At 55.1% G+C, this 16,008-nt stretch carries 13 protein-coding genes; 6 read left to right on the forward strand and 7 right to left on the reverse strand.

Features of this window, described 5'->3' with window-relative positions:
- Nucleotides 1–140 precede the first annotated feature (140 nt).
- Both V5T82_RS17170 and V5T82_RS17175 read right to left on the reverse strand, forming a co-directional pair.
- Entirely contained in the window at nucleotides 141–3,314 is a 3,174-nt protein-coding gene (locus V5T82_RS17170; RefSeq protein WP_332896902.1) for an efflux RND transporter permease subunit, read from the reverse strand.
- Nucleotides 3,311–4,411 (reverse strand): efflux RND transporter periplasmic adaptor subunit, encoded by a 1,101-nt coding sequence (locus tag V5T82_RS17175; RefSeq protein WP_332896903.1) that lies wholly within the window; start codon nucleotides 4,409–4,411, stop codon nucleotides 3,311–3,313. Before V5T82_RS17175 ends, V5T82_RS17170 begins: the two co-directional genes overlap by 4 nt.
- 129 nt (nucleotides 4,412–4,540) lie before the next feature.
- Here V5T82_RS17175 and V5T82_RS17180 point away from each other — a divergent pair, with 129 nt between their 5' ends.
- The 5 genes from V5T82_RS17180 (at nucleotide 4,541) to V5T82_RS17200 (ending at nucleotide 9,458) form a co-directional block, all read left to right on the forward strand.
- A complete protein-coding gene (locus V5T82_RS17180; RefSeq protein ID WP_332896904.1) occupies nucleotides 4,541–5,467 on the forward strand; it encodes a histone deacetylase family protein in 927 nt (308 codons plus the stop codon).
- A gap of 79 nt (nucleotides 5,468–5,546) precedes the next feature.
- Nucleotides 5,547–5,810: an exodeoxyribonuclease VII small subunit gene (locus V5T82_RS17185; RefSeq protein WP_332896905.1), complete on the forward strand. Its 264-nt coding sequence runs from the start codon at nucleotides 5,547–5,549 to the stop codon at nucleotides 5,808–5,810.
- Nucleotide 5,811: 1 nt separating this feature from the next.
- A complete protein-coding gene (locus tag V5T82_RS17190) occupies nucleotides 5,812–6,717 on the forward strand; it encodes a polyprenyl synthetase family protein (RefSeq protein ID WP_332896906.1) in 906 nt (301 codons plus the stop codon).
- A gap of 27 nt (nucleotides 6,718–6,744) precedes the next feature.
- Nucleotides 6,745–8,682, forward strand: coding sequence for a 1-deoxy-D-xylulose-5-phosphate synthase (gene dxs / locus V5T82_RS17195; protein ID WP_332896907.1), 1,938 nt, complete (start codon nucleotides 6,745–6,747; stop codon nucleotides 8,680–8,682).
- A gap of 5 nt (nucleotides 8,683–8,687) precedes the next feature.
- Nucleotides 8,688–9,458, forward strand: coding sequence for a TlyA family RNA methyltransferase (locus V5T82_RS17200; protein ID WP_332896908.1), 771 nt, complete (start codon nucleotides 8,688–8,690; stop codon nucleotides 9,456–9,458).
- On the opposite strand, the gene V5T82_RS17205 is transcribed toward V5T82_RS17200, so the two are convergent.
- The 5 genes from V5T82_RS17205 to fabI form a co-directional block, all read right to left on the reverse strand.
- Nucleotides 9,436–10,842, reverse strand: coding sequence for a hypothetical protein (locus tag V5T82_RS17205; protein ID WP_332896909.1), 1,407 nt, complete (start codon nucleotides 10,840–10,842; stop codon nucleotides 9,436–9,438). The genes V5T82_RS17200 and V5T82_RS17205 overlap by 23 nt on opposite strands.
- 247 nt (nucleotides 10,843–11,089) lie before the next feature.
- Nucleotides 11,090–11,440: a rhodanese-like domain-containing protein gene (locus tag V5T82_RS17210; RefSeq protein ID WP_332896910.1), complete on the reverse strand. Its 351-nt coding sequence runs from the start codon at nucleotides 11,438–11,440 to the stop codon at nucleotides 11,090–11,092.
- Between the two features lie 298 nt (nucleotides 11,441–11,738).
- Nucleotides 11,739–12,533, reverse strand: coding sequence for an ion transporter (locus tag V5T82_RS17215; protein WP_332896911.1), 795 nt, complete (start codon nucleotides 12,531–12,533; stop codon nucleotides 11,739–11,741).
- A 2-nt stretch (nucleotides 12,534–12,535) separates the two neighbouring features.
- Entirely contained in the window at nucleotides 12,536–13,621 is a 1,086-nt protein-coding gene (gene aroC / locus V5T82_RS17220) for a chorismate synthase (protein ID WP_332896912.1), read from the reverse strand.
- A 118-nt stretch (nucleotides 13,622–13,739) separates the two neighbouring features.
- The gene (gene fabI / locus V5T82_RS17225; protein WP_332896913.1) at nucleotides 13,740–14,552 is read right to left on the reverse strand and encodes an enoyl-ACP reductase FabI; all 813 of its coding nucleotides are present in this window, start codon (nucleotides 14,550–14,552) and stop codon (nucleotides 13,740–13,742) included.
- Nucleotides 14,553–14,712: 160 nt separating this feature from the next.
- On the opposite strand from fabI, the gene V5T82_RS17230 reads away from it, so the two are divergent.
- Nucleotides 14,713–15,978 carry a YihY family inner membrane protein gene (locus V5T82_RS17230; RefSeq protein ID WP_332896914.1) on the forward strand — a complete coding sequence of 422 codons (1,266 nt, stop codon included), beginning with the start codon at nucleotides 14,713–14,715 and terminating at the stop codon, nucleotides 15,976–15,978.
- Nucleotides 15,979–16,008: the final 30 nt, after the last annotated feature.

Below are 16,008 nucleotides of genomic sequence, written 5' to 3' on the forward strand. Positions count from 1 at the left end.
AACTTCCCGATGGTCGCAACGCAGGTTTATGTTTGTATCCTAATAAACTGATATACTAACGACATCAGGCAATTGCTACCAGAATTTTTGTCATTTTTATGAATGCTTCCAGTGTGGAATGGCTCTTAGGTAGGGGTTTTTCACACTGTTTCTTGAAGGTTAGGCCGATTTTTTACGCCTTTTTCCAAGAACCACCCCATCAGCGTCAACAGGGGTGGAATGATAAACAGGGTGAGAATCGCCGAAAACGTCAATCCGCCGACCACGACCGAGCCTAAACCGCGATAAAGCTCTGAGCCTGCGCCGGGGAATACCACCAGCGGCAACATGCCGAACACGGACGTCAGTGTGGACATGAAAATCGGGCGGATCCGGTTTTGTGTCGCCGCGACAATGGCGTCTTCCAAAATCATGTCGTCATGGCGGCGGTGGTAGAGCGTTTGGTGGACCAACAAGATTGCGTTGTTGACCACAATGCCGACCAAAATGATGAAGCCCAGCATGGTCAGCATATCTAAAGACTGGCTGACGAACAGATTGACCACGAACAATCCGATCATGCCGCCTGCGGTGGCCAACGGCACTGATAAGATGATGATGAACGGATACAAGAAGCTTTCGAACAGCACCGCCATGACCAAATAAACGATGGCGATGGCCAATAGCAAATCGATGGTCATGGCATCCCAGGTTTGGGACAGTTTATCGGCTGTTCCGGCTAAGTTGAGCCGCACGCCTTCTGGCAGACCGTCTGCACGCAATTTGTCCACGACTTCGGCGTTGACCAGATCGATGGCCTTTTGCAAGGGCACATTTTGGGACGGACTGATTTGCAAAGTCACGGTGCGTTCACGCTCGATGTGGCGGATTTCAGTTGGCCCCGAGGTCACAATGACATCGGCTAAAGAACTTACCGGCACAATGGTCCCGTTCGCTGTGACAACGGGCAAGCTGTTGATGCCTTGGGTTTCGGTGATCTTGTGATCGGGTCCTGCAAGGGTGAGGTCGATGCGCTGGCCGTCTACTGTGATTTCAGCCACCCTGAGGCCATCGTTGAAGGCGTCCACAGTTTGGCTGAAGTCACGCGCGGTGACGCCATTGTCGGCTAAGCGCAATGGATCCGGCACGATGCGCACTTCGGGTGCGCCCAGTTCCAAGCCTGGACGCGGGCGCAGTTGGTGGCCTTCGGATCGGGGCAGGACTTGGCTGACCAGGCCTGTTGCTTTCAGGGCGATGCCCAGAACGTCTTCCAAGTCGCCGCCGGAAATATCGAGCTCAATATTGCGACCGCCCCCGACACCGCGCCCAAACAGGGACGGTTGGCGGATGAAGCCGAACGTGCCGGGTTCTTTGAACACGGGCTTGCGCAAAACGGGGATCAGTTCCGCGACGCGTTTGTCTTCGACCGCTTGGGCGCCGACCAAGGTGAAGGTGGGACGGGCGACAAAAAAGAAATCTTTGATTTTTGGCGGCTGGCCGGGCTCAGATTCAGGCCCCGTTTCAGAAGCCCACAAATGCTTCACGGCATTTTCGATTTCGCGCGCCGCTTCGGTCGTCGTTTCCAAGTTGTAGCCCGGCGGCGGTAAGATAAAGCCAAACACCAAATTGCGGTTGCCTGTGGGCAGATATTCCCGGTCCGGCATCATCAGCCACGTCGTTGTTCCGCCCACAGCCAGCAAGGTTACAACCACCATTAAGGCATTGCGGCGATCGTGGGCCACGCGCCGGGTGAAACGCAAAATCAGATCGGTGAACTTCAGCGCCAAAACATCGACGGTATGCAAAACGCCGACTTTCTTGTGCACGGGAACTTCTTTGAGCAACTTGTTGCCCAGGGCCGGAATGACGGATACAGCAACGATCAAAGACAGCACCACGGCTACGGAAATGGCAACGGCAATGTCACGGAACAGCTGTCCGGCTTCCAGTTGCATAATCAAGATTGGGGCGAACACCATAACGGTGGTGAGTGCCGACACCAACACCGCCCCCCAAACTTGTGAAGCCCCTTTGTAAGCGGCTTCGCGGGCGCTGAGGCCTTCTTGTCGCAGCCGAAAGATGTTCTCCAACACAACGATGGCGGCGTCGACCACCATGCCCACGGCGAACGCGATGCCTGCCAGGGAAATCACATTGATGGACCGCCCCATGGCGGCCATGGCGACGAACGCGCCGATGACGGACACGGGAATGGCGATGGAGATGATCAGCGTTGCGGGGCCGGAGCGCAAAAACAATAACAATATGATCGCCGCCAAGGTGCCACCGACCCAAATGTTTTGGCGCACCAAATCGATGGCGGATTGGATGTAGACGGTTTCGTCGTAAACTTGAGTAAGCACCAGATTTTCGCGCGGCAACGGCCCTGCATTGAGCCCTGTGACGGCTTTGCGAACGCCGTCCATAATTTCGATCACGTTGGCACCGGTTTCGCGTTCGACATTCATAACCATGGCCGGATTGCCGGAACGGCGAATAAAGGCTGTCGGGTCTTTGTGCGAGAACGTTACAACGCCCAAGTCTTTTACGGTGACACGAGACATCCCGCCCGTTTGCGGATTGCGAATGGACCGCACTACAACAGATTCGACTTGTTCAATGGTGGTGAGTTCACCTTCGGTGCGCACGACATAGCGCCGTTTGCCTTCCTCCACATCACCTGCCGATGCGGAAGAATTTGCGGCACGCAAGGCGTTGACCACTTGGGGGACCGTGAGGCCGAAGTTGGACAAGCGCACCGGATCGACCGTGATGCGCATTTCGCGCGATGTACCGCCATAGACGTTCATACCGGCGACACCGGGGACACGCTCCAAACGATCTTGGATCACGTCTTCGACATAGTCGCCGTAGGTGTGAATAGGCGTCGTGTTGTCGTTGGTATGTGTCAACGTGAACCATGCGATGGGGGTGTCTTCGCTGCCGCGCGTCGACAACGTCGGTTTGTCCACTTCACTGGGGTAGCCGTCAATACGGTCCAAGCGGTTGGACACCAGCAACAAGGCCTTGTCCATGTCTTGACCAATGTTGAATTCCAACGTCACGCGGGCGCGGCCTTGTTCGGCGCGGCCCAACATGCTGTCGAGACCTTCCAGTCCGCGCAGTTCTTCTTCCTGGCGGTTGAGAATTTCGCGTTCGACTTCGGCGGGGGCTGCGCCGGGCCAAGATGTGGACACGGTCAACACCGGTTTGTTGATGTCGGGTGTCAGCTGAATGGGGATCAGCTCCAACGCCAAGAGGCCAAACATCACCACCATCATCACAGCCGCGACAATGGCGATGGGCCGGTCGATGGAAGTCTTGATCAGATTCATTGGGCTTTGGTCCCGTTTTTGGTCCCGTTGTTCTCTTGAATCTCTTGCCCCGGACGCAGGCGTTCATTGCCGCGCACCACGACTTGATCGCCGGGTTTAAGACCACTTTTTACGATAAAGCGCGTGCCGACGGCTTCGCCTAGCCCGACTGGGCGAACGTTGGCTTTGCCGTCTTCGACGATGAACACCACGCGCTTGCCCGATTTGGTCAGCACCGCGTCTTTGTGCACGCTGACGACTTCACGCGCGGGACCAGCCGGGATTTGCAGGTTTACCGTTTGGTTGGCGGCGACACCCATTTCCAACATGTCGTCGCCCGGCGTAAAGCGCACGGTGCGGGTCCGGGTCAGCGGGTTTTCGCTGGGCACCACGGCGCGCACCGTGGCGGCCAAATCGCTTTGTCCGTTGATGGAAAAGGTCACGGGCGTGTCCGCGCTTAATCCTGGTGTGCGATCAGCGGGGACGTCGGCTTCGATTTCCATATGGGTGTCATCGACCAAAGTCACCACGGGCGAGCCGATGTTGAGGTACGTGCCGATTTCAGTGTGAATGACGGACACGACACCGGGATACGGTGCGCGAATTTCAGCGTTATAGAGATCGATTTTGGCGATGTTCAAACTGGCCTGCGCACGGGCCGCGTCGCTTTCGGCCTTGGACAGTTCTTGTTGAGCATCCTCAAACCGCGCGGCGCTGAAGGCTGCGGACTTTTTTAAGTTGCTGAGGCGCTGCAATTCACGTTTGCGCAAAACCATTTGCGCTTTGGCGCTTTCCATTTCAGCTTCGCGCAGTTTTTCCGCCCAGCTCAAACTGTCGGTGGTCAGCCGCGCCATCACGTCTCCGGCCTCAACACGGTCGCCAACCCGCACGTTCATTTGTGCAATGGGGCCTTTGGTGAGAACGGACACCACGCCGGAACGCTGCGGCACCAAACGCCCAATGACCAAAAAGGTCTGACGGGTTTGGTGCTGGATAACGTCATCCAAGCCCACCAAAGCGGCCTTGGCGTCTTTTGCATGAACGGGAAAGGCTGCGCTTAAGACAGCTGCCGTCAATGCCCCCAATACGGCGGTTTTGGTGAATGCACGCAAACCCATTTTCATTCTCTCTCATTGCCCCCGAAACATGTTATTCATGTAAGGGCCTCAGGTCTATCCGGTCAAGTTTGGAATTGTATCTATATGTTACTGGGACAATCTCATGAGCTTTGTATTTAGGGATTCGTTATGACGACGCTACTGGTTACTCACCCAAGTTCATTGGAACACGACACATCCCCCGGCCATCCGGAACGCATTGAGCGCATTGTCGCGATCCAAAAGGCCTTGGCCGCACCGGAGTTTGAGGCCTTGATCCGCCAAGACGCGCCGCGTGGTTCCGTCTGGGACATCAAACGCGTGCACGATGAAGACTATATCCAAGAGGTTTTTAGCGCCGTGCCTGACGAAGGCTATGCCCAACTGGACGCCGACACCATTCTGTCGCCCGGTTCCGGCGATGCAGCGCTCCACGCTGTTGGTGGGGTTTGTTTCGCCGTGGATCAGGTGGTTAACGGTGCGCCAGACAATGCCTTTTGCGCCTTGCGTCCACCGGGGCACCATGCGGAACGTGATCACGCCATGGGCTTTTGCCTGTTCAACAACATTGCCATCGGCGCGTTTCATGCTTTGGAGCTGGACGGCATCGAACGCGTCGCCGTTATGGATTTCGACGTGCACCACGGCAACGGCACGCAGCAGGCCTTTTGGGCGCACGAGAACCTGTTTTTCGTCTCCACCCATCAATCGCCCGCTTATCCCGGTACGGGGGCGGAGCGCGAACGCGGCATGCATGGCAATGTTCTCAATGCACCCCTGCCGCCCGGAAGCGGGGGAGAGGATTTAAAAGACGCGTTCGGCTTCATTCGCCCCGCATTGAAGGACTTTTCCCCCGACCTGTTGATGATTTCCGCCGGATTCGATGCCCATCAGGCCGATCCGCTGGCGAATTTGAACTTTTCGGGGGCGGATTATGCCTGGATTACCGATGAATTGCTCGCAATCGCCTCTGAAACGGCCCAAGGACGCTTGATTTCGGTGTTGGAGGGCGGATATGACCTCGACGCCCTAGCCGGTTCTGTGGCGGTCCATGTGAAGGGGTTGATGAGCGCTTAAAGGCGCGCTTAAAGGGTTGCGAGTCATCTGTAGGCATCCTAGAGTCCGCCTTAAATATCCACACAAAAAGGCGGACAAGATGGCCGACGCGGCAAAAGAAACCCAAATCCCCAAAGATATCCAAAAACTCAGCTTTGAAGATGCATTGGCTGAGCTGGAAGACATCGTGCGCGAGATCGAAGACGGTCGCGGTGAGTTGGAAGGGGCGATTAAGGCTTTTGAACGCGGAACGCTGTTGAAACGTCATTGCGAAACCAAGCTGAAAGAGGCTGAGGCAAGAATTGAAAAAATTCTCCCCGGTCCCAGCGGCGCCGAAGGCGTAGAAGCGGCGGAGTTCGACTGAGTTGTCTTATCAATTCGACGAAATAGCCTTTAGGCAACGTCTTGAAGACGACGCGGAATTCACCACCCGCGCCATGGACACGCTGTTGCCCAAGGACGAGGGCCCCGAAGGCGTGCTGATGGAAGCGGTGCGTTATTCCGCGTTGATGGGGGGCAAGCGCGCGCGGCCTTATCTGACGCTGAATACGGCGCAGCTGTTCAATGTCGATCCCAAATGTGCGCTGCGCGCCGCCGCCGCCATTGAAATGGTGCATTGTTATTCTTTGATCCACGATGACCTTCCGGCTATGGATGACGACGATTTGCGTCGGGGCCAGCCGACGTGTCACATCCAATATGACGAAGCGACCGCGATATTGGCGGGCGATGCCCTGCTGACCCGCGCCTTTGAGATTTTGAGCGAAGAAGGCACCCACCAAGACGCCAACGTGCGCATTGCCTTGGTCAATGAGCTGTCCAAGGCTGCCGGGGCTTTTGGCATGGTCGGCGGGCAAATGCTCGATCTGGTGGCGCATCAGCATGAACTGGATATGAGCGAGATTGCACGCCTGCAACGCATGAAAACCGGGGCCTTGATCAATTTTGCGTGCATCGGCGGCGCGATTTTGGGCAAAGCTTCGGAAAGTGCCCTGGGCAAGCTTCACGGTTACGCCCATGATTTGGGCCTCGCGTTCCAAATTGTTGATGATTTACTGGATGTTACCGGGACTGAGCAAGACCTGGGCAAGCGCACCGGAAAAGACGAAGAACAAGGCAAAGCGACTTTCGTTTCCTTGTTGGGCCTTGAAAATGCCCGCGAACAAGCCCAATTGCTGCGCGATCAGGCTATTGAACATCTCGAAACTTTCGGGGATAAAGCCGATCCTCTTAGGGATATGGCGCATTTTGTGGTAAATCGCGTATCCTAAGGCCTGAAAGAACAGCAGAGTAGCCATATGTCCGCTAAAGACGTCATCACCGCCGGGAAGACCCCGTTGCTCGACCGGGTTGAAAGCCCGCTCGATCTCAATGAGATGAGCTTGGAAGAGCTTAAGCAATTGAGCGACGAGTTGCGTGCGGACACCGTTCGTTCGGTCTCCATCACGGGTGGTCACTTGGGCTCCAGCTTAGGCGTGGTTGAATTGACCGTGGCGCTGCATCACGTGTTCAATGCGCCTCAAGACAAAATCATTTTCGACGTCGGTCACCAATGTTACCCGCACAAGATTTTGACCGGGCGACGCGATCGCATGTCGACCCTGCGCCAAGGCGGCGGCCTGTCGGGCTTCACCAACCGGGGGGAAAGTGAATACGACCCGTTTGGGGCGGGGCACAGCTCGACCTCAATCTCGGCAGGGCTCGGCATGGCGGTGGCGCGCGACCTTGAAGGGGGTGACAACAACATCATCTCTGTCATCGGCGACGGTGCCATGAGCGCGGGCATGGTGTTTGAAGCTTTGAACCACGCGGGCTCGCATAACTCGCGCATGATCATCATTTTGAACGACAACGATATGTCCATCGCCGCCCCCGTGGGCGGGTTGAGTGCGTATCTGTCGCGCTTGGCCACGTCCAAGACCTATCGAACTGCGCGCGATTTCGCCAAGCAGCTGACCAAGAAACTGCCGAAAATGTTGGAAGACACAGCCCGGCGCGCCGAAGAATTTTCGCGCACTCTGGTCACGGGCGGCACCATGTTCGAAGAAATGGGCATCTATTATGTCGGCCCCATTGACGGCCACAATCTGGAACACTTGCTTCCGGTTTTGACCAACATCCGCGACGACGAAGGCAAAGGCCCTGTGTTGTTGCACGTTAAAACCGAAAAAGGTTTCGGCTACGAGCCCGCCGAGCAGTCGTCCGACAAGTATCACGGTGTGGGCAAGTTCGACCTGGTCACGGGCAAACTGGTCAAAGCCAAATCCAACGCCCCCAGCTACACAAAGGTCTTCTCCGAAGAATTGGTGCGCATTGGCGAACAGGACAAAAAAGTCTGCGCCATCACCGCCGCCATGCCAACCGGCACGGGGCTGGATGCGTTTGCCGAAAACTTCGAAGACCGCTTTTTCGACGTCGGCATCGCCGAACAACACGCCGTGACGTTTGCCGCAGGTTTGGCGACGCAAGGCTACAAACCGTTTGTGGCGATCTATTCCACGTTTATGCAACGCGCCTATGATCAACTGATCCATGATGTGGCCCTGCAAAGCTTGCCCGTGCGGTTCGTGCTGGACCGCGCTGGTTTGGTCGGTGCCGACGGTGCCACACACCACGGGGTGTATGATCTGTCTTACCTGAACTGTGTTCCGGGCTTGGTGGTGATGGCGCCGGCTGACGAAGCGGAACTCAAGCACATGACCGCCACGGCGGCAGCGATTGACGATGCGCCAAGCGTGGTGCGTTATCCGCGCGGCGAAGGCATCGGCGTTGAGATGCCCGAACAAGGCGAAGTGTTGGAGATCGGCAAAGGCCGCATCGTGCGCGAAGGCACGACCGTGGCGTTGCTTACCATCGGTACGCGCCTGAAAGCGGCGGAAGAGGCGGCAGAACTGCTGGCCGCCCAAGGGCTCAGCACAACGGTTGCGGATGCGCGATTCTTGAAGCCCTTGGACGAAGCGTTGGTGCGCAGGCTCGCCACCACCCACGATGTCTTGATCACGGTGGAAGAAGGCAGCCAAGGCGGCTTCAGTTCTGCGGTGTTGCAATACCTGTCTGGGCAAGGGCTTTTGGACCATGGGCTCAAAGTGCGCACACTCACTTTGCCCGACGCCTACATCGAACACGACAGCCAAGACGCCCAGTTGGCGCAAGCGGGCTTGACGGCCACCGACATCGCCGCAAGCGCCATGTCAGCGCTGGACATGGATGCCTCGGTCTTGTCCGAGCGGGCCTAAACCCCATGAGCAAGCCGGGAAAACTGCGCCTCGACCAATTGCTGGTGGAGCGCGGCCTGGTTGAAAGCCGCACCCGCGCCCAGGCCTTGATCATGGCGGGCAATGTTTATTCCGACACCAAGCGTCTCGACAAAGCGGGCCAACAGGTCAAAGACGACATCCCCATAGAGATTAAAGGCCAAGACCACCCGTGGGTGTCGCGTGGCGGGTTGAAGCTGGAAAAGGGCTTGGCCCATTTCAACATTGATCCGACGGGCTTCACTTGTATCGACGTGGGGGCCAGTACGGGTGGCTTTACGGATGTGCTGCTCACCAACGGTGCCAACAAAGTCTACGCCGTGGATGTGGGCCAAGGGCAGCTGGCCTGGAAACTGCGCAGTGACGAGCGCGTGGTGGTCATGGAAAAAACCAACGCCCGCCACCTCACCGCCGAAGACATCCCCGACCCCATCGACATGGTGGTGTGCGACGCGTCGTTCATTGGTTTGGAAACCGTGCTGCCTGCAGCGCTTAACCTGGTGAAGCCGGGTGGTCATGTGATTGCCCTGATCAAACCCCAATTCGAAGTCGGCAAAGGCCGCGTCGGCAAAGGCGGCGTGGTGCGCGAACCGGAACTCCACCAAGAAGTCTGTGACCGCATCGAAGCGTGGCTCAACACCCTAGACGGCTGGTCCGTCCTCGGCATCACCGAAAGCCCGATTAAAGGGCCAGAGGGGAATGTTGAGTTTTTGATTGGTGGGCGGAAAGCAATGGTTACAAGAATAGTTTCTTATTGATATCGCTAACCATGTTTTTGCCCGTGCGGTTGTCGCTGGGGGTTTTGGGGAAAGTAAATTGATAACGAGTGTCATTCCCAAAAATTGCTTTGCAGTGCTTACCATCAGTACTGATGTCAAACCCTAAATCTGCAAGGGAAGATCGCAGTTTTGCATTCATCCCTTTATAAGATGGCAGTATTTTCTTCAGTTCTTTTTTAATTCGTTCAGATTCTCTCTCGGTACGGTTCTCTTCAATAAGGTCTTGAATGATATGCTGGCGTCTTGAGCTATCGTTCGTAGCCGTGAGAGCTTTTTCTAGGGCCCAGACAACAATCTCTCTGCGCTCTTTTAAAAACAGGTCTTGTTCTACCCCGGGCTGAAGTATAGCGCCTGTGTCTGCGTTCTGGCTCTCAATAGCTATTGAGAGTTCGCCTTGTAGACGTTCAATTTCCTGCTCAGAAATTGCGAGCAGTTCATCTTTAGAGCGAATTTCATCATCAAATTGTTTGATATATTCAGACAGTTCGGTGGATTCATTTTTTTTCAGGTTTTGTATCGCCTGTTGGGCAATTTGTTCCCTAAGGTGCTGCCAAGTGACTCGCGTCTGCGCTCGTTTGTTCGACAATGAAAAAACGATATCACGTAGAATAGCATTGGTGATGTCGTGTTCGTTGTTGTGATCGCCTCCTAGGTAATAAGATTTTTTTCGGCCATCATCAGGCCAATAGACACCAATGGAACCACCATATGCATTTTTTCGCGCAGTTTTCGTAGCCAACGAAATTGAAAATGACCTGGATGGTTCGACGATGACATGAGCAAGCCCACCGAGCATAAATGCGAGTGATATAGGTTTAACTGCATATTCATTGTTATTGTCTGCACTAATGTAGACGATTGGAAGACGGTTTTTACCTTGTCGCGTGATAAGGCTCGTAGCCAGTTCAATATGTGTTTCTTCTAAATGATGGGGCAGGTCTTGCGCTTGTACGATCCCGTCCATTCCTCCCCAGTCCTCTTTCATGACCATTTTGACGAAGTAAGGTTTTTTTGGAATAGGTAATTTGGAGGTTGCGACAGTAGAATCGCATTTGACTTTGACGGAAAGCCAAATAGAATCTTCTTGTTTATTCGTGACAAATTCAGACGTCCAAATACGATTTTCATCATCGTGTTTGATGTGCTGAAGACCAAAGAGCTCACTATCCTCCTTTAAGACGCGAGATGCTTTCAGGCTTTCGTGATCATTTCGAAGAAACACATCATCACTATCCGTGATGTTTTGGTTTGAGGATAAAATGGTGCTATCGCGCATGCCTGAAATCCATTCAATTCCGAGTTGCATGAAATCAGCACTCGTTTTGGACGGAATTATTGGTATTTCAGTGTAAAAGGTGCTCATTGCTCAATTATCCTGCAAACCATAACTGGTAAAGTGACTAGCAATACTAGTCAGCTGCTAACGATTCTGGCAAGGGGTGATGGAGCGTGTCGTCTAAATTAAAGCCATAGGTTTTGTATTATTTGAAGCGAAACAAAATAAAATGAGCCGCTCAGGCTATTCGAAGGCATGCGCGAGGGGGGTGCGCTGAACGTCCTGAGCGGCTCAAACGGGCCGGTTATGCGGGGTGTAGATTACGCGACCAAACTTAATCCTTATCCGTTGCCAAGCCCGTTTCTTTCCAGCCGGTGAGGCCACCCGTCATGTGGTGGGTGACACGTACACCAGCCTTCATAAGCTGCTTTGCTGCTGCCGCGGAACGTTTGCCGACGGCACACATCAAGATCACACGCGTATTCGGAATGTTGGGGAAGCGATCCGCGTCAAAAAAGGACAGCGGCATCAAGAACGCGCCCGGAATGCGCTCGTTCTCGTATTCGCTGACCTCACGAACGTCGACCAAAACGGCAGCGCCGGCTTTGAGCTGTTCGTGGACGTCGGTGGGGCTGTGCTCCACCAATTCGGTCGCATCTTCAATTCGCAACACTTGTGACGTCATGATGTTTTTTCCAATTTCTTTCGAACTCATGTCTGAATTCGCGGGAGTTGTTGTTTCTGTTGCCACTGATCTTCTCAATGTCTTCAGGATGTAAATAACATATAATCTCCACAAAAGAATGTCAATAAGTATGGATAGGCAAAAAAGTAGTGTAGTATAAGGGGCGGAAACAAATAATAACAGTGGGTTAGTCTTGTTTGTGGCCCTAGTCTTGAATCGTTTTGAAAAATAATTTCAAGGAAATATTGCACCGCACAAGGGGTTCTGGCGCAGCTCTTGTGTACAATAGCCGGGGGACTTAATCGCGGGTCAGGCTGGTTTTCAGCTCGGCAATTTCTGTGCGTAGCGCCGATATTTCCTGGGTCAGGGCTTGCACGTCTTCATCGATGTGCTGTTCGATCTCCACCACTTCGTCTTGGTGCTGGGTTTGCATGGCGTCGACGATGACACCGATGAACAGGTTGATGACGGCGAAGCTGGTGACCAAAATGAACGGCACGAAGAAAATCCAGGCGGTGGGATGGACCTCCATCACCGGGCGCACAATGCCCATGGACCAGCTTTCCAGCGTCATGATCTGGAACAGCGTGTACATGGAGCCCCCGATGGAGCCAAACCAGTCGGGGAACGTGGCGCCGTAGAGCTTGGTGGACAGCACGGCGGCGACATAGAAGATCAAACCGATGAGACCGACAATGGACAACATCCCCGGAATGGCGGAGATCAGCGCCTGAATAACCTTGCGCATCTGTGGCACCATGGACATCAAGCGCAGGGCGCGCAAGATACGGAGTGAGCGCAGCACCGAGAGCGCACCGCTGGCGGGCATCAAGGCGATGCCGACGATGACGAAGTCAAAGATGTTCCAGCCGCTTTTGAAAAAGCCGAAACCACGGCCATAGAGCTTGAGGGCGATTTCAATGACGAAAATGCCCAGTGCGGTTTTATCCAGCGCATGCAGAACGCCGCCCATGGCGTCCATCATCGTTGTGGACGTTTCCATGCCCAACGTAATGGCGTTGATGACGATCACGCCGATGATGAAGTTTTGAACTTTGGAGCTTTCGACCCAGTCGCGAATTTGAGTGCGCATGATTAACCGTTTTGGGCGCGATGCCTAAGTAAATGGTCGGCAAGGGTTAGGGCCATCATCGCTTCACCCACGGGAACGGCACGGATGCCCACACAGGGGTCGTGGCGGCCTTTGGTGACGATGTCGGCATTCTTCATCTTCGTTGTCACGGTTTTGCGCGGCGTCAAGATGGAGCTGGTGGGTTTGACCGCAAAACGCGCGATGATTTCTTGGCCGGACGTGATACCGCCCAGTGTGCCGCCCGCATGGTTGGCGAGGAATTCCGGCTGGCCGTCTTGGCCGCGACGGATTTCGTCGGCGTTTTCTTCACCCGTTAAGCTGGCCGCGCCAAAGCCTTCGCCGATCTCAACACCTTTAACGGCGGGGATGGACATGAGGGCTTTGGCGATATCCGCGTCGATGCGGTCGAAAATAGGTTCGCCCAACCCAACCGGAATGCCTGCGGCTTGGATTTCAACCACAGCACCGACGGACGAGCCGTCTTTGCGAATGCCCGCCAGATAGTCTTCCCAAACCTTCACGGTTTTGGCATCGGGGCAGAAAAACGGGTTTTTGTTGATTTGCGCCCAGGACCAGCGGCGGTAATCAATGTCAATGGGGCCGATTTGCACCAGGGCCCCACGGATTTTCGCAGACTTGCCCAGGATCGATTGCAAGACTTTGTATGCAATGGCACCGCCCGCGACACGGACTGCCGTTTCGCGTGCACTGGAACGCCCACCGCCACGATAGTCGCGCGTGCCGTACTTGGAAAAGTAGGTGTAGTCGGCGTGGCCAGGGCGAAACTTGTTTTTGATGTCGCCATAGTCCTTGGAACGCTGATCGGTGTTTTCGATCAACAAGCCAATGGGCGTGCCCGTGGTTTTGCCTTCGAACACACCGGACAGAATTTTCACCTGATCGGCCTCTTGGCGCTGGGTGGTGTACTTGGATTGGCCCGGGCGGCGTTTGTCCAAAAACGGCTGGATGTCGGCTTCGGACAGCTTGATGCCCGGCGGGCAGCCGTCAATGACGCCACCAATGGCCAGCCCGTGGGATTCCCCAAACGTGGTGAGGCGAAACAAGTCGCCGAACGTGTTGCCTGCCATCCCTTAAACCTCCAATCCGGTTACGGATTGGTTAGGTTTGAGAGGACCTCTTCGAAGCCCCATAGGGGCTGAGAGAGGTTGCTTCAAACGCTTCATAGGTTTTCCAATCCGAAAAGGTCTAGACTGTCGAAATGTCGGGTGCGTCGACGGCTTTCATGCCGACGGTATTGTAGCCGCTGTCCACATAGTGCACTTCGCCGGTGACGCCGCTGGAAAGTGGCGACAGCAGGTAGAGCCCAGCACCGCCGACGTCTTCCAACGTGGTGTTGCGACGCAGCGGGGAGTTCAGCTCGTTCCACTTCAAGATATAGCGGAAATCGCCGATGCCGCTGGCGGCCAAGGTCTTCATAGGACCTGCGGACATGGCGTTGACGCGCACGCCTTCGCGGCCCAGATCTTCGGCCAAATAGCGCACGCTGGCTTCCAGGGCGGCTTTGGCCACCCCCATGACGTTGTAGTGTGGAATGACTTTTTCGGCACCGTAGTAGGTCAGCGTCAACAGCGATCCACCTTCGTTCAACAACGGCGCGGCTTTTTGGCACACGGCGGTGAACGAGTAGACGGAAATGTCCATGGTTTTTTGGAAGTTTTCGCGGGTGGTGTCGACGTATTTGCCTTTAAGCTCTTCTTTGTCGGAGTAGGCAATCGCATGCACCACAAAGTCAATGGAGCCCCAGCGTTCTTTCACGTCCTCGAACACTTTGTCGATGGAGGACATGTCCGTTACATCGCATTCCACCAAGAAATCGGAACCAACTTCGGCAGCAAGCGGTTCGACGCGCTTTTTCAACGCATCGCCTTGGTAGGTGAAGCCGATCTCGGCACCGTGGGCATGAAGCTGTTGGACAATACCCCAAGCGATGGAGCGATTGTTGGCGACACCCATGACGATGCCTTTTTTTCCAGCCATCAACGCAGCGGGAGCGGTCATAGTATTTAGATTCCTTATCAAGTGGTCAGGATTGGGCGCATCCTACACGAAACACCGTCTCGAAGAAAAGAGCGAGAAACGCGATTTTTCAGGACTTTTCCCAAATTATTCAGTTGTGTGTATCATGCCTTAATCGAGTTAACAGAGTATTGTTGTCACCATGGATCAAAATGCACCCGTTCCTCCCGCCCAAGAGGGGCTTAAGCATTCGCCTTTCGTTTTGGAATTCCTCGCTTTTATGCGTCTGGTGGTGACCCGGTTCGGCCGCGAAGGGGGGATGCGCATCGCGGCGGCGCTGAGCTATACCTCGCTCTTGGCGTTGGTGCCATTGGGGGCCATCGCGTTTGCGATTTTAAAGGCTTTTCCGGTTTTTGACGACATTCAAGACCAGATAAAGTCTTTGGTATTTAAGAACTTTTTGCCGGACTCGGTGGCGAATGCCGAGGCCTATTTCGATCAATTCATTACCCAGACTCAGAGCCTGACAGCGGTGGGCATCGTGGCGTTGGCGGTGACGGCGATTATGTTGCTCAACACCATCGAAGGGGCGCTCAACACCATTTTCCAAGTCAAAGCCAAGCGCCCGTTTTTGCCGCGCATGTTGATGTTTTGGGCGGTGATTACGTTGGGCCCGCTTTTGTTGGGGGGCTCGTTGTCGCTGAGAACCTATTTGTATTCTCTGACAGAATGGACAGGGGTTGACGCGATCCCCGGCATTGGCGGGTTTATGACCAGCCTGCTGCCATCGGTCATGGGCATTTTTGCGTTTTCCATGTTCTATCTGATCGTACCGTACCGTCCGGTGCGCCTGGTCCATGCGTTGATTGGCGGGATAAGCGCGGGGCTGTTGTTTGGCATCTTGCGCCAAGTTTTCGCCCTGTATTTTGCGGCTTTTCCGGCGTACCAAACCATCTACGGTGCGCTGGCGACCATACCGATCTTTTTGATCTGGATGTATTTGAGCTGGGCTTTGGTGCTCATCGGCGCGGTGGTGGCGGCGAGCCTCAACGAATGGGGCCGGGCGCACGCGGCAGAAACCTTCGACGCGCTGCCGCCCGCACGCAAATTGGACGCGGCACTGGTGAGTATTGAGCGTTTGTGGCGCAAGGGCCGGGGCGAAGACAAAATCATCCACCCCACCGCCAACCCCAAACGCGAAGACATTTTGGCGCAGTCCTTAGAAGCTTTACGCATGCACGAATTTGTCGGCATGAGCGACGACGGCGATTGGTACCTCAAGCGCGACCCAGAGGTTCTGACCATTGCGGCCCTCGCCAACGGCATGGGCTTAGCACCCAACCCCGGCGACCTGCCTGTCGGTGGCCCGCCGTGGCGGGGACAGCTCAAAGAAAGCTTAGGAGGGCTGACGGGCAAGGGCTACGGCCTGACGTTGCGGGTATTGTTTGAGGGCAACGCAGAGACCTAATCCCCCTCCGTCATTCAAACATCCCCCTCC

This window comes from Magnetovibrio sp. PR-2 (assembly GCF_036689815.1).
Taxonomy (GTDB): domain Bacteria; phylum Pseudomonadota; class Alphaproteobacteria; order Rhodospirillales; family Magnetovibrionaceae; genus Magnetovibrio.